This window comes from Legionella busanensis (assembly GCF_900461525.1).
Taxonomy (GTDB): Bacteria; Pseudomonadota; Gammaproteobacteria; order Legionellales; family Legionellaceae; genus Legionella_C; species Legionella_C busanensis.
On record NZ_UGOD01000002.1, the window covers coordinates 39,061 to 56,709 of the forward strand.

Genomic DNA, 17,649 nt, shown 5'->3' on the forward strand with positions numbered 1-17,649 from the left:
AGTTGATAAGAAGCCTAAGCTTAAGATGTCTCGTCATCATTGTACAAAAGAATTATATAAAGCCTTTTTGCAAGCAAGCAGTATACGTTATTCAGGGTTAGCCTTATCTGAGGTAAGTCCTAGTAAATTATCGCATGATAGTGTTAGTCGCTTTTTAGGGGATAAAGCCTATAAACCAAGTAGTGTATGGCAACTTGCAAAGCAAGAAATTAGGTTATCAGAGCCGAGTATACTCATTGGCGATGATACTGTTTTAGCAAAACCGCGCAGTAAAAAGATAGAGTTGGTTAATTATCAATACTCAGGTAATGCCCATGATGTCATTACAGGTATTGGGTTGCTTAATTTAGTTTGGCATGGGTTAGAAAGCGAAGAAACTCTTCCTGTGGATTATCGTATTTATGATAAAAATACGGATGGGAAAACTAAAAACACGCACTTTTGTGAGATGTTGTCATTAGCCAAATCGCGTGGATTAACGCCCCAGGCCGTGGTGATGGACGCTTGGTATTCGAGCTTAGATAATCTTAAGGCAATTCGCTCTTATGGTTGGATTTGGGTCACTATTTTAAGAAAAAATCGCATTGTTAATAGAGACATCAAGTTAGAGACGCTTGATATTCCCGAAGAAGGGCTTTCAGTGCACTTATGTGGCTATGGTTGGATTCATGTATTCAAGTTTGAGGCAAAAAATGGCCGCATTGATTATGTTGCAACTAACATGGACAATCCTACGTGAAACAGCGTTAAGCATATCATTAAGGCACGTTGGTCTGTTGAAGTTTATCACCGGGAAATTAAGCAAACCTGTGGTATTGAGCGCTGTCAGGCACGCACAGGCCGAGCGCAACGAAATCATATATTCTTAGCCATTGCTGCTTGGTTTGACATGCATAAACGGCGTATTGCTAATCATTTTACCCTCTACCAACAACAATGGGATGTAATCAAAACCGCTATTCAAAAGCACATTACTTATTTAATGGTTAAGCCTGTTTAAGCAAAAGCGCGAAACTCGTGCTTGGTACCAAAAACGCAGAGCGACAAATACGTGAATTAACTCGTTTGTATGTAGATGAGGATGGTTTGCTTGATATTTCATACATTTCTAAAGTGTATCAAGCTAAAATAATAGGTTGATTAAACTCCAATGATAAAATAGGTTTTGTAATCGAGTATTGCGTAAAACTATTATCATTTGATAACTTTTTACCAAGATCGGCCTGGACCTGAGATTACTTCGTTCATTTTAGCACATTAACTTAAATAGTATAAAAGGTATTTCCAAGATTTAAAATACTTTATTTATTTAAAGATCGTTAATTAAAGAACGGGTTATTTTACTCTCTTAGCTAGGAACCTATAAAACGTGAATTCGACATAAAATATATTTGCTATATTTTATGTCGAATATAAGCTATTTTCTCTACCTGTCGCAAACTCGGCCAAGAAGCGCTTAAGCTACATACTAGCTCTGAGGTAATTGGTGTCCTGACTCTTTAGCCCCATGAATTAACAATGCTGCTGCGTTCGCACCGAAAGTTTAATCATAACTAAACCCTCCCCTAATCGACATTTAATAGCTAATGTTGAAGCTTCAGAGGGATTGAAATATTATATAGCCTCTTTAATATCAGGAAATTTAACCAAATAGCGATGGTCTTCCTTAGCAAAGGAAATACGAATTGCGACTTCCATAAAATTAGGTGTCGCTTATAATCCTAATATATCAAAAAAGATATATGGAGTTAACTTGCCACGGTTAATAGAAAAACGCCGATTCAAACCCGATTGGCGATAAAAGACTTATCCCTCTACAAAAAAACTGGGTGACTATTTATGGCTTTCGATATAACTCAGTGCAGCGTCTGCCAGGAAAGAAGAGCGATTTTTTATGGCATGATTTTTGGCATATAAATCAATAAGGCTTAAAATACGCTCAGGCATAGTGATATTAATCCGCTTTGCTTTACCTGATATTTCGCTTAAGTCAATATCTAACAATGCCCACACACCACCTTGAAATCCCTCGTCATTAATCCAGTTATCAAGAGCACTACCTACTGGAATAGGCTCATTATCCATGAGCAAGCCTTCCAAATGACATTCAATGGCCTCAATGGCATTAGTTAACGCCTCATCATACGTGCTACCGGCAGAATAGCACCCAGGGATATCCGGAACAATTACGCCAAAATCACTTTGCTCATCTTTATGTATCACAATAGGATATCTCATATTATATCCTCCTTCTTAAGTCCTGCTTGTTTAAAAATGCTGGTTACAGTTTTTATAGGTAAATCTTTTTTAGGGTGAGGTACGGTTACCCTGCCTTTTTTAGTAAGATGCTTAAACTGACAATGACTGCCCTTTTGGTGGCATTGTACCCACCCATCACGTTCAAGTATTTTTATTATGTCTGCACTCTTCATTATTTGAATTATACACAATATACACACAAATACAAAATTTTGACTACCGCCGGAGTATACTATGGCGATTTAAATAATTATCAGTCATGATAGAACGGCTGCTTGTCTAAGATGACGTTTCTTAACATACATGTTAAGGCCGATATGATTACTATAACCTAAATAGGAAGCAATTTTTCTAACCGATAGCCCTAATTTTAATAACTCTCTAATTTTATCGACATCTTTATCGAACTTACTTTTCTGAATCGTTCCTTTGGGCTTACCTAGACGAATACCTTCTCTTCGTTTACTGGCAAGCGCCTCTTTCGTCCGCATACTAATTAAATCTCGCTCAAGTTCAGCAAACAGTGAAAAAAGCGTAATCATCACTTTAGAGGTCATATCATGCTGCTTCATATCAAGGCCTTGTTTGATAGCAATGACTCGAACTTGTTTTTTTATTAACTCATTGATAAGCCCAATCACTTCTACCGTACTTCGACCTAGGCGACTAAGTTCTGTAACAATGAGGGTATCAGCATCATTAAGAACAGAAAGCATTTCGTCAATTCGCCGCTCTTTAATCGTCTTCCGACTGGAAATCGTCATTTGGATAAAATCATCCACTACTAATTTATTTTTCTTAGCAAACTCATAAATTTCTAATTTTTGATTGTTCAAATCTTGTTTATCTGTTGATGCTCGAATATAAGCGATGGTTTTGGCCATAATTTATCCATTTACGATGTATGTTAATAATTAACCTTATTTAAGGATTAAATTATACAGAACATATTACATATATAAAGTGAAAAACATATACAAAAAATATAATAAATAACGGTCGTTTTTTATTATACAAAATACCACGGTATGATAAACAAAAAAAAATATTTTATATTCAATTACTGGTACAATACTGCCAAAATTAAATGCAAGAGAATAAAATATGAAACATCATAAAGCAGCGAAGGTTGGCTCAATTATTGAGCCTAGTGATTTTGAAAAAAAACTACCATTAGATACACAAAAATATGTGTTTCGGTTTTTTAACCAAAAAGAATTGCGCAATATTACCGGAGTAAATAAACACTTTAATCAATTAAGCCTTGAAGAAATTGAGCGAATGAAAGAGGTATATAAAAAAAATATCTTTTACACGGTTGGTAATGCAATTCAGATTTCTAATCCAAAACGCTCTTTTTTTAATATGGATTATAGAAAGATAATATCCAACAAAGAAATATATGAATCATTTTTTGGAATAAATATTCAAAAGGTTAGGTTATTTAATACAGAGCATGAAGCACTTGAATATTCAAGATCATTAAGAACGGGTGATCAATTATTGGAAGGAACAGAAGTTTACCAACCTGCTATATTTAAAGTGATATATTTAGGTAATGTCGATAACACCATGTTTACCAATGAGGATTTAATAATTAATCGTGGTCATGACTCTGATGCAACTGAATGGAATGAACGAACAACTCATATCAAATACTTTGCAACAGATCGTAGTCATGTTATTCCCGTAGAAGGGGCTTTAAAAATTCATCTTTCAGAAATAGGACAATTCCAAACGCATGGACCTATTGACTATACTAATCTTGATTTTTTAGAAGAAAAATCTGCCCCCTCACTTCAAAAAGCGTGTGTTATTAGTTAATTTTCCATATAAGTATATTCATCATGGCTGCTATCTTTAAGCAGCCATGAAATGAATCTTCCATCTAGTGCAACCCGTCAATTTGAACACAGCTGATAATAATAAATTGCTAACTTAGGGGTGGGATGGTTCATTAGAGCCTTTCATTGAAAACGGTCATTCAAGCCGTATAAGTGACTCAAACAAGCTTTTCTCATGGCTTAAAGGGGTTGCAATAAATTTAAGAAAAAATCCAAAATTTACAGTGTAAGAAATAGAGCATTGTCTTAGTCTAGAGAATTAAGTTTAATGCTTTGAAAAAGACTTAAAGAAGCTATGTTATATAGCCCATAAAAAGATTTTAAGTATATCAGAAGGCAAAGCTTGCGAAACCCCTACATTGAACTAATTAATAGAAGGAAGGGAAGACGATTCTCGTTTGATTTAATTAAGAACTAATAAAACCATGAGCGTTAAACCCCACAGCACAAGCCCAATTAAAAAACCAAGAAATAACTGAGGAGTTTTACTAAGATAGGTAATCTGTCCTTCTTTTTTCATTCTAGCTCCGAGATGTTATTGCAAATTGTTTACCGAATGATTCTCGTATCTATCTGGCTCTTTTTGTTTGCCCTGACTATGAGTATAAACGCCAAAAGCAAAATAAATGAAACCAAATAAGTATCCTACAATGATTCCTAAATACAACCATGGCTTATTGCATTTCTTGCACGTCATTAATTATCCTCTTCAAAATGTATACTACAGATTATGAGCTTAAGAAGGCTATTACCTCCAGAAAATACTTAAAGAAAGGTGAAATCCATAGGTCTGTAACTAAGCTAATAAAAATATTTGAACTACTATTAAACCTTATACCCACATTAATAATCAAAAACTACAAATCATAAATTTTAAATGTAACTTAGCGATAAAAATCTAATTGTTCATATGGATGGCACTTTATCATGAGAAATTGAACTACATTTTAAACGTCTTTTAAATATTCAGATTGGTATATTTTATTAAGTTACTCATATGTTGAAGTTCGTATAGTTAGAAAACATTTAAAAGTTAATGTGCTAAATTTGATGAGCTCAATTAAGGCAACTTAAACAAAATTTTACATAATCAAATGAAGCCCAAAGTAAAGCAGTATAAGCTATTTTTTCCCGACTACTGCACAGGTTTATCCCCAGAATTTGTGAATAACCTGTCGCTGTCGCGAAATGTTTCGTTTAAATAACCATTAATAAGAACTTTTTTTAACAATATTTTAAATACTGCAAACAAGCTGCTCTTCCTTTCTGCTAAGCAGCTAACGGGTTTGTTATTTTATTGTCTAAAATACCGTTTTTTGTTTCATTTTCAAGCAAGTTTACATTTTTTGGACGCACCTCACCTGCCAGATAGCGGGTCAGTTGCCTGAGATTGAAACCTAAAACACAAGCATAGCCAGCACTTAAGGTGGTATTATCGGACTTCATGCGACTGCGGCCTAATTGACCACCACTTTTTGCGTGACTAATTAAGGCTTCAATACCAGCTCGCCGATTGTGTAAGGCAAGGCGCGTTGCAAATGACGAGGTTTCTTTGGGCGCGTTAAGTTCTCGCCTTGGACGAGGCAAGTAGATATCAGTTACGTTCATCTGAATTAATAACTGCTCATTATCGTAAGCATAATAGCCTTTATCTGTTGCTATCGAATCCAGGGTCTTTTGCCCAAATAGACCTTCGTGGGTATAAAGCACGAGCGGCAATGATTGAGCATCAGGCATATGAAGGCTAACACACGGACTAACAAACAAAAAGTTTCCGCCAATGCGTCCGAGTTGATAAGCTCGCCCAAATTCAAGCGTCTTATTAAGTTTGCCTTTATTAAAGCAGGTGACCTCATAAGCATGAAGCGATAAGATAGCGCTAGTAGACTCTCCCTCAAACAGATGACCATGTAAGCGCTCCAAGAGTAACGCGCCACGCCACCGTAGTTGCTCGACGGCCCGCCTAAGCCTTATCTCTTTTTCAGTGAGTAATGGGCCTAACTCATGCAGATGATTTAAAATAGCGAGCACTGACGCATATGTATCTTGCCATAAACGTTTAAGCACGACTGACACAACTTCTGTACTTGCGCCCCGGCGCTTTAGATTAAAATAATAAAGCGCTAACTGCTTTAAATAAGATAACTTTACTTGGTAAAGCGCAGCACCGTCATGACAATGCTGACTCATGGCTTTACCCACCCGACTGGCTAATATCGCCACTTTGATTAGCAAATTAGTAATCGCCAGATAGGCAATATTGGCCTTTTGCACGGTTGAATCAATATCTAACTCTGAAGGATTGGCATAGCCTAAGCGCACCGCTTGTTGGCTAATAATATTGGCAATGGCTCGTTGGGTTTCAGGGCTAAGCCTTGAGCGAAACGCTTCTATCTTGGTATGATCAGGTACATGCCAGTACCTTAAGTGTCCATAGCCACAAAACAACCTGAACGCCGCATTGTCACGCACCTGTTGCTCGGTCACTCTATCGGTTAAATCAAACAGCTGCTGCAACAGATAGATGCCTAAATGTATACGCACACGCAAGGGCCTGCCCATCCAATAGCAGCCACGCTCAGTGCGCTCTAAATCAGGCCTCGCTAATTCAAGTAACGCTTCCCAAGGTAAATGTTGTCCTAAGTGTACAAGCCGATGATCATCAGCAACCTTAATAACAACCTCGCCTCCCCTTACCTCTTGGTCAAACCCAGATACATCTAAACTCATGCTTCTTCTTTTTATAAAACCCTTTACAACAAATGCAATAAAGAGCTTTGTTTTTAGGTCTGCATGATATAGTCTGCAAAATTAAAATCAATCAATAACGCTTATGTCTTTCAACCTGCTCCTCTAGATCATTTCGCGACAGCAACTAAGCCCTCTCTACTTTTCTAAGCAGCTTGATGGTTATACAATTGATATTCTAATTCAGAAATGCTGTTTTCAAGTTCAATAAGTTTAGTTTGTAAGGCATCATAGATTTGTTGCTGCGTATCAATTTCTTGATGCCCTTTTGGCAGAGATTCAATCGTTTCACAGAGTTTTTCAAATTGTTGACTCATAGTTAACCTTAAAGCATCGGCTTTATCTTGGAGTTGATTTAATTGTTGCGTTTTTTTTCTACGTCTATCAGGCCCCTTTTTAAATGCTGGCTCGAGTTCCTGCTCAAGGGTCATAATATCCTTTGTAAGGCTAAACGCTTCTTCCTCTAATCGATTGAGCTGCCGCTTGATAGAATCGAGCAAGGCTTTTTTATCAATCCCCTTTTGTTGCTCTTGTAGAGCCAGTTCTAAATATCTTTTTTCACTGTGGATAGCGCGTTGAATATTCCCTAATGCGTCTTGCTTTTGTTTAAGCAAACGGCTTTTATCGGAATGAGGTGCCATTAAAGAGGAGGCACCTTGCTCAGTTCTATCAATCGCTAGCTTATCCAAAGCTTGCTTAAAGTATTGACCGTAATCAGCGTGGTTATAAAAGCCCTTCGGTGTACGCCAACGTTTTTCACGCAAAAGCTTAGCAATAATTTGCACTTTATGCTGGATAGTTTCTACCTGCTTTAGCTGCGGTTGATTGGTTAGTGTAAAAATAATTTCTGCAAAGGTTTGTTCCGGTGATGAAAAGTGAACTTGATGCGCTTGTCTTAAATTATTCATCATGCCTTTAATGTAATTTTTGGTTCGCTCCCCTACCCTTTCTCCAATTAGCTTTTCAATTTGGTAAATTGGATAAAACGGTTGGTTATTAAGGGGTTTAAACAATTTTTCCACATTAGCTTCAAAGCTAACTGTACTGTTAACTGGATTATTATGATCTGTTTCTTTATTTATAAATACAGACTTTTTGTCTTTTTCGATCTCGCCATCTTGATTTAAAAAAGAGCAAGACTTTGCATGGGCATCAGTCGACTTTGTTGTTTCTTCTTTTATCTGAATCAAATCAAGAAGTTTTTGGGTCACTCGAATATAGAGGCGTTTCGTAACTCGAAAACCATTTTTAGTCGATGCACTGAGTTTGCATGCGCGCTCAATTAATCCTTTTTGTTCAAACTCTTCTAAGTAGCGACTAATAGACCGCTCCGATAAGGTTAAATCGTTAGCGATTTGAGATAAGGTTCTGGTAAACCAAATCTCCCCATCATTAAGGGTGTAGTTGGATATCTGCCACCAGAAAATACATTTATCTAAAAAGACTGCTTTATTATGGCTTTTGGTGTAGTCGGCCAACCTACCAAAATGAGCATGGAAAATTGAACAAAGGTTCCCCATAGATAATTTCCTTATCTTTGTTGTTTTTTTAAGGGAACGAAGCTAATATTTTTATTGGAGATATCCAAAATATTTATTACCTTTGAAAGTTTTAAATATTTTGAGTTTTAGCTTCATTCCGAGTTATGTTTTTGTAGTTATGAAGAGTTGCAGCTCTTCATAACTACAGTGCTTATCCTAATTTTTCATTTTTCCCCTTTTTAGGACATAAATAATTAATTTTTTATAAGTTTATTAATATTTTTAGTTTTTTTCTTTTAACCGTCAAATTATGTAAGGCATTGAAATTAAAAGGTTTTCCTAATGGTTCGCCGTAGTATTCCTGATAGTTCGCCAAATTATTCCTGATAGTTCGCCAAATTATTCTTGGTAGTTCGCCAAATTATTCCTGATAGTTCGCCTTAACTCTTAAATAAATTATTCGTTAGATTGAAATAAATCTTTCTTTTTTTCTATCGTATTCGATAATATTCCTGATGGTTCGCCATTTTTTGTTAAATGGCCCGCTATTTCATACCAGATAGTTCGCCATTTAAAGTTGATAGTAAGATATTTATGTTTAGTGAGCATGAAAATTGTTTAAATAGAAAATTATTATCAACAATTACCTTAAAAAAATTAATAATTAGGTAATAAAGAAACTGCATTGAAATCTAAAAAAAATTGATGGTTCGCCATTCCAAGCTTCCAAGTTTCCAAGGTTTGATTTATACTAGATTCAAATTTTGGATTAAGGTTAAATGGAATGGAGCAGTCAATTATTGATGTGGACCGTGGCGAACGTTTAGCTAATGAGTCAATTGGTATTGATACATTAAAGAATGAAAGAAATTTAATGCTCTTCCCTTTTTGCTCGACCTCTAAGGCATTGCGTTTTAAAACTATTAAGTATACCTCAAAAGATAATAAATTTTCACTCGAGGTAACTGCAAATAATGAATATGGAATGGTAAAAATCTGGGATTTTGATATTCTACGATTTGTGTTTTCTAAAATCGATACTATTGCAAATAGAACTGGTCATCACCCTTCTTCTGTTACCTTTTCAGCCTATGAATGCTTAAAATTTCTAGGTAGAAATCCCAAAGCTGGAAAAAACGTTAACTGGTTGAAAGAAGCTCTGGATAGGTTAGCCAGTACAACTTATAAAGGAAATATATTTAAAGATGAAGGGAAGCATGTAACAGGTTTCACCTTAGTTAAATATGAATATGTGGAAACATCACGAGGTATTGACAAAATATCTATTTCATTAGATGAAAGACTAGTTTCATCATTAAGAAATTCTAACTCTTTAGTCACAATAAATGAGCGCGTATTAGAGGAAACATCCGGCCTCAAAAAAAGATTACTTGAATTAGTTGCACTAAAAGTATCATTTGAAGGTATTTGGATTATTTCAGTTGAGGAACTTCAATGCTTGTGTGCAAATAGCTGGTCCATAGCTAAGTTTAAAAACGAAGTAAAATCTTTTCATGATTTACCTTGGAGTGTATCTGAAATTAAGGTGAATGACGAGTCATGTATCCGCTTTGTTAAAAAGTAAATGCTACGCGCGTAGCATAAAAAATAAAAATTGATAGGGGGTATTATGGTTGCAATAGTTATAGCTGTTTCACAAGGTAAAGGTGGAGCCGCCAAGACTACAACGTCAGTAAATTTAGCAGGAGCCTTAAATGAAATCGGGTACTCGACATTCCTTTTTGACTGGGATATTGGTAAGCCTGATGCAGTTAAGTGGAAAGGTGATGGACAATATATAAATTGGATAAAACCTATTAATAAAGAAAATCCAGTAAAAGATATTGAGGAAGCCAAATTAAATTACGAATTTCTCATTTTTGATACACCGCCAAACTACGAGCAAAATGCTTTTAAAGCAATTATGGCCTCTGATTTTGTTATTATCCCTACTTCTATTAATTATTTAGATCAAGAAAATGCTAAAGATGCAATATCTGTACCTATGTTAGCAAAAAAGCCTTTTAAAATATTAATGAGTAAAGTGAAAAGGGGAACAAAAGAAGGTAAAGAGATAGAGGAAAATATTTATAAGCAAGATATAAGTTTCAAAGTAATAGTTACTGATAGAAATGTCATTGCTCAATGCCCCCGAAGTAGCCAATGGATTGGTCAATTTGCTAAAGGAAGTGATAGTCATGAACAGTTTCTTGCATTAGCAAGAGAGGTGATTTCTTGGACAGGGATTAAAGAAATAAGTAAATTATACGAGGTGGCAGAATGAGTACCGATTTTTTAAGTAATATTGTTAGCAAAATGCAGCAGACTCAAGCTGATCTTGATTTGATAACTAAAGAAACTGAATCAACCGAAAAAGTAGTAAAAAAGGATCCTTGTGAGATTGGAAATTGGGAATTTAGAGATAGGCAAGAATTTGAACTTGGAGATATTGAGGCATTATCTATAAGTATTGCATCTAAGGGACAGGCACAGCCTATTATTTTAGTAGAAGTAAATGATGTATTTAGAGCTAAGGATAATGCTGCTGTAAAATATGTGGTTATAGCTGGCTATAGAAGATGGCTTGCATGTAAATTAAAAAATATTCCTGTAGATTCAATTATCCGTAAATTAAGTTTTGAACAAGCTATCTCTTGCTTAGTTTCTGAAAATGAAAAGGAAAAGGTATCAGACTACTCAAAAGGAATGTTTTATTACAGCCTTCTGCAAAAAGAACGTGTAACAAAAAAAACACTTTATGAAAGGTTAGGAATCAATAGAAGTGTATTTGACAACTTTCTCTCATTTGCTGAAGTACCTAAAGAAGTGTGGGAAGCAGTGAAGGATATGAGGAATGTTTCAGCTAGGTCCTCTGCTACTATTAAATCTATATGTCAGAAAGGCGAAAAAGAAAAAAATGCCATTATTTCAATTGCAGATAAAATTGCTTTAGGAATCGGCGAGAAAAAAATTACTGCTCTTGTCAATAAAATAATTAATGAAAATGATAGGGTAGCTAAAAGTGCTACGCGCGTAGCATTTTCCAAAAATATTTTCATCGAGGTAAAGAATGACTCGCTTACTTTAACAGCAAGGAAAATTAAAAGTAAGGATTTAGAAACTTTGCAAGAAAAATTGAGTGAGTTATTAAAGAGCTATATAGCATGATTCAGTTAATATTTAATCTCAAGTAAGAGGATTATATGTCCAGCAAAACTACTACAGAAACAAATAATGAATTAGTAACTTTAAGCGTCGATATTCCATATGAGCTAAAAGACAAATTAAAATTTAATTCTTATAAAGAAAAAAGAGCAATAAAAGATATAGTCAGAGTTGCTTTAGAAGAATATTTAAAGAAACAAGAGGATTTATAAATATTAACTATAATTACTGTTCCTTAAAGAGCATTTAATTTATTTCAAATTTTTTATGAATCAAATTAAGAAATTTTTAAATCTAAATAAGATTATACATCTTATTTAAAATATAATCTTTTTAATGAAAGCAATGTCCCTAATAAAAGTTAGTATGAAGCTAAAATTAAAACTTTTAAGTTAAAAGAGTCAAGCAGTAGCCATTAGGCATATAGATAGACGCCAGGATAACAGGAATGTTCTCGATAACTAGCATGAATAGTCTGATCAGAAATTTATCGTTTTAATTCTAGGATCTACGACTTCAGATAATTGCCATATTATTAAATAGTTTTTGTGTTTATTTATAGGAAAAAAGCAGTTTTAACTGATGTTTTTATTTGGCTTTCTTATACGGAAATATCTAAGAAAGACAAATAAGAAAAGGGAAATTTCAAACTTTTATTGATCTGCCACTTAGTACGGCGATGCCTTTAAATATACAAGAAAAATAACTGGTTGTAGAATTAGGATGTAAGATGGATGTCAAAAAAAAGGTTCAAAAGGGGATAGTGTATTTACACTGGTTAAATGGAATAACAACATTTAGTTTTGCAATTCTATTTTCGTCATTGTCACTTTATCTAACAAAAAAAGGTGGTTTAAGCCAAACCCAATCTAATAGCATTGTGGGCTTCTTTCTTGCTTCCAATTTTATTTTACATTTTTTTGCAGGCTACCTAGGCGATAGATGGTTAAGTAATAGGTTATTATTTGCTATTGCAATTATGGTACAGACATTAGGGGTCATGGTTCTTAATTCTTCTATCTCTCAGCATATATATATAGGATTAAGTTTATTTCTCATAGGTTGTGGTTTAGGATCTACCTGTATTAACTGTCTTATTACGCAGCAATTCAGTAATCAAGAAGATCGGTTAAGAGAGAGGGCATTTTTCTATAATTATAGTGCTATGAATGTAGGCTTTCTCTCCGGGTACATATTAAGCGGATTTATTGATATCAACGATAGCTATGAGCATTTATTTGAAGTAAGTAACTTAATCAACTTAATTACATTATTTTTAATTATTAAATCATGGAGATATTTTGCTAAAGAAAAAATAAATATTCAAGAGGAGATAAAGCAGGGCAGATGGGGATTATTATCTGTTCTCGTAATCATACCTGCTCTTTTTGTGGGTTTTTATTACGCCTGGTTAGCTAATAGTCTCATACTTATTATAGGTCTTATAGCCTTATTTTATTTAGCATTGTTAGGATGTAGGTTAGATAGTAAGAAAGAGAGGAAAAAGGTTTATTCTTTCCTATTTTTAACGATAAGTTCAATTGTATTTTGGATGCTTTACTTTGTAGGACCGATGGGGGTTACACAATTTTTGAAGTATAATGTAAATGACTATATAGGCTCGTTTTATATTCCACCACAATGGTTGATGAACTTAAATTCACTCTTTGTAATTATTGGCTCACCTATTTTAGTCTATTTGTTTGAACGATTACGAAGAAGACAAATAACTATTTCAATCTCAAAACAATTCATTTGTTCTCTAGTTTTTATATCCTTATCCTTTTTGGTATTGATTGTCGGCATAGTTCAATCGAGTGCCGAAGGATTAACTGATCTAAGGTGGATAGTAGTACATTATCTTTTGCAATCGATAGGTGAATTATTAATTGCACCAGTAGGTTATGCCATGATAGGGCATTTAGCACCACAAAAAATGCAAGGATTGATGATGGGAATATGGATGATGGCTTCAGGAATAGCGGTCACCCTCTCTAATTATTTCTCCAATGTGATGACTCAATCTGAATCAATTAATCCACTAATTAGTAATGAATATTATAGGAGCGCATTTACTCAATTAGGACTGTACGCTTTTCTAGGCGCACTTATACTATGGCTATTTTCAAAGACTATTGAGAATAGTATTAAAATACTAACACCTCAACCAGTTGAAGGTGCAGCATAACCTAAGATATCAAAACCTATAGTGATGCTAACTCTCCTTTTATTTTAAATAATTTTAGTTCCTCTTGCGCCAATATTTTAAGGAAGTTTTCTAAAATAGTAGCATTTTTTATCGCTTTAATATCTTTTTTAATGCCATTAATTACGCTTTGTTGTACTTGTAAAGATTTTTTTAAATTAACTTTAGGGCAAGGACAATAAGTCAAACCATACATGTCTTGCAGGCGCTTACTCGTAGCGACATCATCTAAACCAGAATAGTTAAGTTCTGCTTGTTTTAGTTTCAATCGTGCTTCATTTTCCTGTTCATATTTCACCTGGTAAAACTTAGCTTCTGGTGAGTACTTGCTAAATCCCTTTGGGGTTTTCCAACGATGATGACGAAGAAGTTGAGAAATAATATTTATCTTATGTTGGAAAGAGTTAATATTTTCAAACTGCTCTTTATTGCTTAGTGAAAATAATACTTCATCCAAGACTTGTTTTGGAGAAGATAATTTTACACCATGATTTTTTTGAACATTCAACAGCATTCCTTTAACAATGTTAAGCTCTCTTAATGGCAATTTAGCATTTAAGTCTTGCTGAGTAACATTATTAATAACTTTATTTACTTCTTTCTTATTAGTATCTGTTGAAACAAGATAATCCATTCTCTCGCATATAGTATTTTCCGAAGGCGCCTCTTTTTCTTGTATTTCTGTGAAATTCACATTATTTAGTTCTTTTGGAATTAGTTGCAGCCTACTCTGAAAATTTTCTGTAATAGTTATAAAAGCTCGAGGTACTCCATAATATTTAAATCTTTTTCTTATAATTAGACCTTTTTCTTCTAAGTTTTTTAGATAGATATAAATCCTGCTCTCACTAAAACCTAGTTCTGCTGCGAGTTCAGGAATTTTTCTTGTAAACCATAATCTATTTTCTCGCTTTAAGAGTGTCCCTTGATAATGAAATATAATTTTATCTAGAAGAAGGGCTTCCTTCGAGCATTTAGTTAAAGAAAGAAGTTTGTTGAATCCAGAATAGTAAATTGAATTTTTCATAATACATCCATGCGGTAAAACATTACTTAATTAAGCCAGAAGTAGCCAGCGTATAGATTAGTTGTGGTGTCGTTTTGCAGTTAAAGCTTGTTTTTAAATCACTTAGTCTATAAAGAATATATCTTTTTGATTTTTTTGTATCTTCAGCAATATCATTCACCTGACTGCCATTTATTATCATTTTAATTATCTGGCTATCAACATGGTCAATTACCATTTAAAACTCCATTTAACTTTTTTGCATTTCAAGCAACATAATTTATAACTTGAAATGCAAATTTGCAATAAATATTATTATTTTTACTAATAAATTTTATCACTTGAAATACGAGTTCATTGAATGCCTAAGTGTTCTCTTGTATGATTCAGGCAATAAATAGGATTTTGTATTAATATCATATGAGTGAATTATCGTGGGATAAGGTAAAAGCGGACATAGCTCGAGTTAATAAGCGCCTCTATGAAATTTTAGAAACTGTAGATGGTATTCAAAATATGCTGTTCACAGTCCTTGAATATCAATATGGACAAATAATAGCAGATGAACACTATTTCTATTTACCAGACACTGGTGGGAAACTATCTTCAGTTCCTTTTTCCATGGTTTTAGAAAAAAACGTTGAAATGTTTATAGAGTTTAAAGGGAAGTCAAGTACACATCAGATCTATCAAGAAGGCGACTTTTTAAGTGTAAGCTCCCTGTACAATTCTTCAAATACTCATCATCCATCCGATATATTGCAAATATCATCAGGTGCAAGAAATACATTTTTACTTTGTCCAGCAGCAGATGCAAGGCCGCATTCAAACTTAGAGAAGTATTTTAAAGCTGATATTCCTATCCCAGATGATTTAGGTAATCATTACCTAACATTCAAGCATTTGTGTGAAGCAGCTCAGTGTACATGGCGTTCAAGATTATTAGTATTTCCCTCTGATATTGTAAAATCAATTAAAGATAGCAGATTACCTAACCTTTTAAGTTTGATTATGGAGTTTGATTCCAATCAGACGGGTTATTATGCAAATTTACCTTTCTATAATTATTTAATGGCCTATATACGTGCTAATAATCCTGAAATATCCCAAAATGAATTTACTAATAATGCTGTTAACCAGCTTATTGCTATCGGAGTGGGGCAAGTTCCGGGTTATGGCTTAGCTGTAGAGGATAATTTATTACCAGTAGATTTTATTCTTGAGGCGTATCGTGATATTTATAAAACAAAATATACGCCATTTATAATGGCACCTGTTCATTTTGATAAAAATAAAAATGAGCCTGTTTTCTATTCGATTCTTAAAGAGGAGATGGCCTTTAAACCAACATCGTTCTCAAATAAACCTCAACGTTGTGAATTAATATACGAGACTTATCTTCAATATGCTCAGCAGATAAAAAACCTAGGGCACTTTAAAAGTACCCCATTTTTTGAAAGTGCAACCAGTCTTGATTTAACGCTTTTTCATGAAAAGAAAAATCAAGTTACGAATAACTTATTTAAATTACCGAGAGAGACAATTTTTTCTTACGATCCACGCTTTTTAGAAGTAACAAATAAACTAGGTTATTCAATAGAACAGTTCCCGTCAAAGACTGCATTTTTGGTAGGATGTTTTGGGATTAAATATAATGAAGATAAAGAAACTCTTATGCATTGATCCCCTTCAAGATTATGAGTTAATTGATCACAACTTTTTACTAACGTTGGGTATTAAACCTTTATTTCTAATAAAAGACGAATCTAAAACTATTAAAGATCAAGCTAATGTTTTAGTAAGATCATTTTCTTACGAAGATATATTGTCTGCTTGTGACTCAATACATCCTGACTATATCGTATGTTTTTCTGAAGATATGTTTGTAGATATAGCAAAGATAAGAGAGAGATTAAAAATCCATGGAATGAGTATAAGTACTGCAAAGCTACTGAGTCATAAAGATCTTATGTATCAAAAGTTAGACGGCTTATTTCCCTATCCAAAAACAACAACATTGATTGAATGCCAAAATTTAAAAACAATTAAAAAGAAGCTAAATGTGAGCGAGGTTTTTATTAAACCTATTAATTGCTCCGGCTCTTATGAAACCTATCATATTAAAACAGATGAAGATTTTTGTAATTTTTTAGCTAATAAGAAAGAGAGGGAGGAAAACTATATTGTTCAGCCTTATATCGAAGATGACTTATACCATTCTGAAATAGTTGTATTTAATGGAAGACTAATGTTTGTGGGAGCTAGAAAGTATACTCATCCTAATCATTTAATGGTAAGTAAAAACCTTCCAATATTTAGTTTGAATATTTCAGATCCTCATCAACAGAAGTTAATTGTTAATGCTTCGATTAAGATAATAGATTTATTAGCTTTTAAAAATGGAATACTACATACAGAATTTTTTATGAGTGAAAATGGCGATATTCAATTTATTGAAACTAATGCTAGACCGCCAGGTATTGGCTTAAACAAATTGTATCAAAGGAAATACTTAGTAAGTCTTGAAACTATCTTATGCTGTATTGTATGTGAAGTTGAGCCGCCCCAATTAATAGAAAATAAAAGTTATTTTATATGTGGTTATTTTCCTAGAAAGTCAGGAGTTGTAAAAAGAATTAACAAGCCTGAACTTTCAGTTCAAAGTGAATGGACATTTTTTGTTAAACTTAATGATAATAGCGAGCAGATGGCTCATATGTCTAAGTCAGCTATGGTGCTTTGTTGGGATAATTCGATTACTAAGATAAATAGGGCGGGTAAGTTTCTCGCGCAACAAGAGATTATAGAAGTTTGTTAGATAAAGAAATGAATTACAGTCTCATTTTTGCTGCAGATGAACTTTTAGAAAGGTCTTTAAAAAGTTGTTCGTTCATATTTCACCAAAATTGTTAAAAATATAAATAAATTATATATATCGTT

General features: G+C 33.7%; 18 protein-coding genes and 1 pseudogene. 10 read left to right on the top strand and 9 right to left on the bottom strand.

Annotation, left to right across the window (positions count from 1 at the left end; all coding sequences use genetic code 11):
• Positions 1-25: 25 nt before the first annotated feature.
• Both DYH30_RS15355 and DYH30_RS18600 read left to right on the top strand, forming a co-directional pair.
• Positions 26-1,000: pseudogene (locus DYH30_RS15355) on the top strand (IS701 family transposase).
• Between the two features lie 17 nt (positions 1,001-1,017).
• Positions 1,018-1,140, top strand: a complete 123-nt coding sequence (locus DYH30_RS18600; RefSeq protein ID WP_278043141.1) for a hypothetical protein — start codon at positions 1,018-1,020, stop codon at positions 1,138-1,140.
• 693 nt (positions 1,141-1,833) lie between these two features.
• Here the strand turns inward: DYH30_RS18600 and DYH30_RS15360 are convergent.
• From DYH30_RS15360 to DYH30_RS15370, 3 genes are all read right to left on the bottom strand, one after another.
• The gene (locus DYH30_RS15360; protein WP_115332643.1) at positions 1,834-2,238 is read right to left on the bottom strand and encodes a type II toxin-antitoxin system HicB family antitoxin; all 405 of its coding nucleotides are present in this window, start codon (positions 2,236-2,238) and stop codon (positions 1,834-1,836) included.
• Positions 2,235-2,432 (bottom strand): type II toxin-antitoxin system HicA family toxin, encoded by a 198-nt coding sequence (locus tag DYH30_RS15365; RefSeq protein WP_115332644.1) that lies wholly within the window; start codon positions 2,430-2,432, stop codon positions 2,235-2,237. Before DYH30_RS15365 ends, DYH30_RS15360 begins: the two co-directional genes overlap by 4 nt.
• An 84-nt stretch (positions 2,433-2,516) precedes the next feature.
• Positions 2,517-3,143, bottom strand: a complete 627-nt coding sequence (locus DYH30_RS15370) for a recombinase family protein (protein WP_115332645.1) — start codon at positions 3,141-3,143, stop codon at positions 2,517-2,519.
• A 220-nt stretch (positions 3,144-3,363) separates the two neighbouring features.
• Between DYH30_RS15370 and DYH30_RS15375 the strand changes: the two genes are divergently transcribed.
• Positions 3,364-4,083 carry a hypothetical protein gene (locus DYH30_RS15375; RefSeq protein ID WP_115332646.1) on the top strand — a complete coding sequence of 240 codons (720 nt, stop codon included), beginning with the start codon at positions 3,364-3,366 and terminating at the stop codon, positions 4,081-4,083.
• Positions 4,084-4,638: 555 nt separating this feature from the next.
• Here the strand turns inward: DYH30_RS15375 and DYH30_RS18065 are convergent.
• From DYH30_RS18065 to DYH30_RS18070, 4 genes are all read right to left on the bottom strand, one after another.
• Positions 4,639-4,800, bottom strand: a complete 162-nt coding sequence (locus DYH30_RS18065) for a hypothetical protein (RefSeq protein WP_160116229.1) — start codon at positions 4,798-4,800, stop codon at positions 4,639-4,641.
• Positions 4,801-5,372: 572 nt separating this feature from the next.
• The gene (locus tag DYH30_RS15380; protein WP_115332647.1) at positions 5,373-6,833 is read right to left on the bottom strand and encodes a transposase; all 1,461 of its coding nucleotides are present in this window, start codon (positions 6,831-6,833) and stop codon (positions 5,373-5,375) included.
• Between the two features lie 164 nt (positions 6,834-6,997).
• Positions 6,998-8,371 carry a hypothetical protein gene (locus DYH30_RS15385; protein WP_115332648.1) on the bottom strand — a complete coding sequence of 458 codons (1,374 nt, stop codon included), beginning with the start codon at positions 8,369-8,371 and terminating at the stop codon, positions 6,998-7,000.
• A gap of 417 nt (positions 8,372-8,788) precedes the next feature.
• On the bottom strand, positions 8,789-8,941 hold the full coding sequence (locus DYH30_RS18070; RefSeq protein WP_160116230.1) for a hypothetical protein: 153 nt from the start codon (positions 8,939-8,941) through the stop codon (positions 8,789-8,791).
• Between the two features lie 175 nt (positions 8,942-9,116).
• Here DYH30_RS18070 and DYH30_RS15390 point away from each other — a divergent pair, with 175 nt between their 5' ends.
• The 5 genes from DYH30_RS15390 (at position 9,117) to DYH30_RS15405 (ending at position 13,685) form a co-directional block, all read left to right on the top strand.
• Positions 9,117-9,917 carry a replication initiator protein A gene (locus DYH30_RS15390; protein ID WP_115332649.1) on the top strand — a complete coding sequence of 267 codons (801 nt, stop codon included), beginning with the start codon at positions 9,117-9,119 and terminating at the stop codon, positions 9,915-9,917.
• A 45-nt stretch (positions 9,918-9,962) separates the two neighbouring features.
• Positions 9,963-10,616 carry a ParA family protein gene (locus DYH30_RS15395; RefSeq protein ID WP_115332650.1) on the top strand — a complete coding sequence of 218 codons (654 nt, stop codon included), beginning with the start codon at positions 9,963-9,965 and terminating at the stop codon, positions 10,614-10,616.
• Positions 10,613-11,500: a ParB/RepB/Spo0J family partition protein gene (locus tag DYH30_RS15400; RefSeq protein ID WP_115332651.1), complete on the top strand. Its 888-nt coding sequence runs from the start codon at positions 10,613-10,615 to the stop codon at positions 11,498-11,500. Before DYH30_RS15395 ends, DYH30_RS15400 begins: the two co-directional genes overlap by 4 nt.
• Before the next feature lie 35 nt (positions 11,501-11,535).
• The gene (locus DYH30_RS18075; RefSeq protein WP_160116231.1) at positions 11,536-11,709 is read left to right on the top strand and encodes a hypothetical protein; all 174 of its coding nucleotides are present in this window, start codon (positions 11,536-11,538) and stop codon (positions 11,707-11,709) included.
• Between the two features lie 518 nt (positions 11,710-12,227).
• Entirely contained in the window at positions 12,228-13,685 is a 1,458-nt protein-coding gene (locus DYH30_RS15405; protein ID WP_115332652.1) for a peptide MFS transporter, read from the top strand.
• 16 nt (positions 13,686-13,701) lie between these two features.
• Here DYH30_RS15405 and DYH30_RS15410 read toward each other — a convergent pair whose 3' ends face one another.
• Both DYH30_RS15410 and DYH30_RS15415 read right to left on the bottom strand, forming a co-directional pair.
• Positions 13,702-14,730, bottom strand: a complete 1,029-nt coding sequence (locus tag DYH30_RS15410; protein ID WP_115332653.1) for a hypothetical protein — start codon at positions 14,728-14,730, stop codon at positions 13,702-13,704.
• A gap of 22 nt (positions 14,731-14,752) precedes the next feature.
• On the bottom strand, positions 14,753-14,947 hold the full coding sequence (locus tag DYH30_RS15415; protein ID WP_115332654.1) for a hypothetical protein: 195 nt from the start codon (positions 14,945-14,947) through the stop codon (positions 14,753-14,755).
• Positions 14,948-15,129: 182 nt separating this feature from the next.
• Between DYH30_RS15415 and DYH30_RS15420 the strand changes: the two genes are divergently transcribed.
• Both DYH30_RS15420 and DYH30_RS15425 read left to right on the top strand, forming a co-directional pair.
• Positions 15,130-16,392, top strand: a complete 1,263-nt coding sequence (locus DYH30_RS15420) for a hypothetical protein (RefSeq protein ID WP_115332655.1) — start codon at positions 15,130-15,132, stop codon at positions 16,390-16,392.
• Positions 16,364-17,527, top strand: coding sequence for an ATP-grasp domain-containing protein (locus DYH30_RS15425; RefSeq protein WP_115332656.1), 1,164 nt, complete (start codon positions 16,364-16,366; stop codon positions 17,525-17,527). The genes DYH30_RS15420 and DYH30_RS15425 overlap by 29 nt, the downstream gene beginning before the upstream one ends.
• Positions 17,528-17,649 lie beyond the last annotated feature (122 nt).

What these genes read in the sequence shown, in the direction of transcription:
- DYH30_RS15410 (WP_115332653.1), bottom strand. Translation starts at nt 14,730, where the DNA reads ATGAAAAATTCAATTTACTATTCTGGATTCAACAAACTTCTTTCTTTA.
- DYH30_RS15370 (WP_115332645.1), bottom strand. Translation starts at nt 3,143, where the DNA reads ATGGCCAAAACCATCGCTTATATTCGAGCATCAACAGATAAACAAGAT.
- DYH30_RS15415 (WP_115332654.1), bottom strand. Translation starts at nt 14,947, where the DNA reads ATGGTAATTGACCATGTTGATAGCCAGATAATTAAAATGATAATAAAT.
- DYH30_RS15380 (WP_115332647.1), bottom strand. Translation starts at nt 6,833, where the DNA reads ATGAGTTTAGATGTATCTGGGTTTGACCAAGAGGTAAGGGGAGGCGAG.
- DYH30_RS15400 (WP_115332651.1), top strand. Translation starts at nt 10,613, where the DNA reads ATGAGTACCGATTTTTTAAGTAATATTGTTAGCAAAATGCAGCAGACT.
- DYH30_RS15360 (WP_115332643.1), bottom strand. Translation starts at nt 2,238, where the DNA reads ATGAGATATCCTATTGTGATACATAAAGATGAGCAAAGTGATTTTGGC.
- DYH30_RS15385 (WP_115332648.1), bottom strand. Translation starts at nt 8,371, where the DNA reads ATGGGGAACCTTTGTTCAATTTTCCATGCTCATTTTGGTAGGTTGGCC.
- DYH30_RS15365 (WP_115332644.1), bottom strand. Translation starts at nt 2,432, where the DNA reads ATGAAGAGTGCAGACATAATAAAAATACTTGAACGTGATGGGTGGGTA.
- DYH30_RS15390 (WP_115332649.1), top strand. Translation starts at nt 9,117, where the DNA reads ATGGAGCAGTCAATTATTGATGTGGACCGTGGCGAACGTTTAGCTAAT.
- DYH30_RS15375 (WP_115332646.1), top strand. Translation starts at nt 3,364, where the DNA reads ATGAAACATCATAAAGCAGCGAAGGTTGGCTCAATTATTGAGCCTAGT.
- DYH30_RS18070 (WP_160116230.1), bottom strand. Translation starts at nt 8,941, where the DNA reads ATGCTCACTAAACATAAATATCTTACTATCAACTTTAAATGGCGAACT.
- DYH30_RS15420 (WP_115332655.1), top strand. Translation starts at nt 15,130, where the DNA reads ATGAGTGAATTATCGTGGGATAAGGTAAAAGCGGACATAGCTCGAGTT.
- DYH30_RS18075 (WP_160116231.1), top strand. Translation starts at nt 11,536, where the DNA reads ATGTCCAGCAAAACTACTACAGAAACAAATAATGAATTAGTAACTTTA.
- DYH30_RS15405 (WP_115332652.1), top strand. Translation starts at nt 12,228, where the DNA reads ATGGATGTCAAAAAAAAGGTTCAAAAGGGGATAGTGTATTTACACTGG.
- DYH30_RS15425 (WP_115332656.1), top strand. Translation starts at nt 16,364, where the DNA reads ATGAAGATAAAGAAACTCTTATGCATTGATCCCCTTCAAGATTATGAG.
- DYH30_RS15395 (WP_115332650.1), top strand. Translation starts at nt 9,963, where the DNA reads ATGGTTGCAATAGTTATAGCTGTTTCACAAGGTAAAGGTGGAGCCGCC.
- DYH30_RS18065 (WP_160116229.1), bottom strand. Translation starts at nt 4,800, where the DNA reads ATGACGTGCAAGAAATGCAATAAGCCATGGTTGTATTTAGGAATCATT.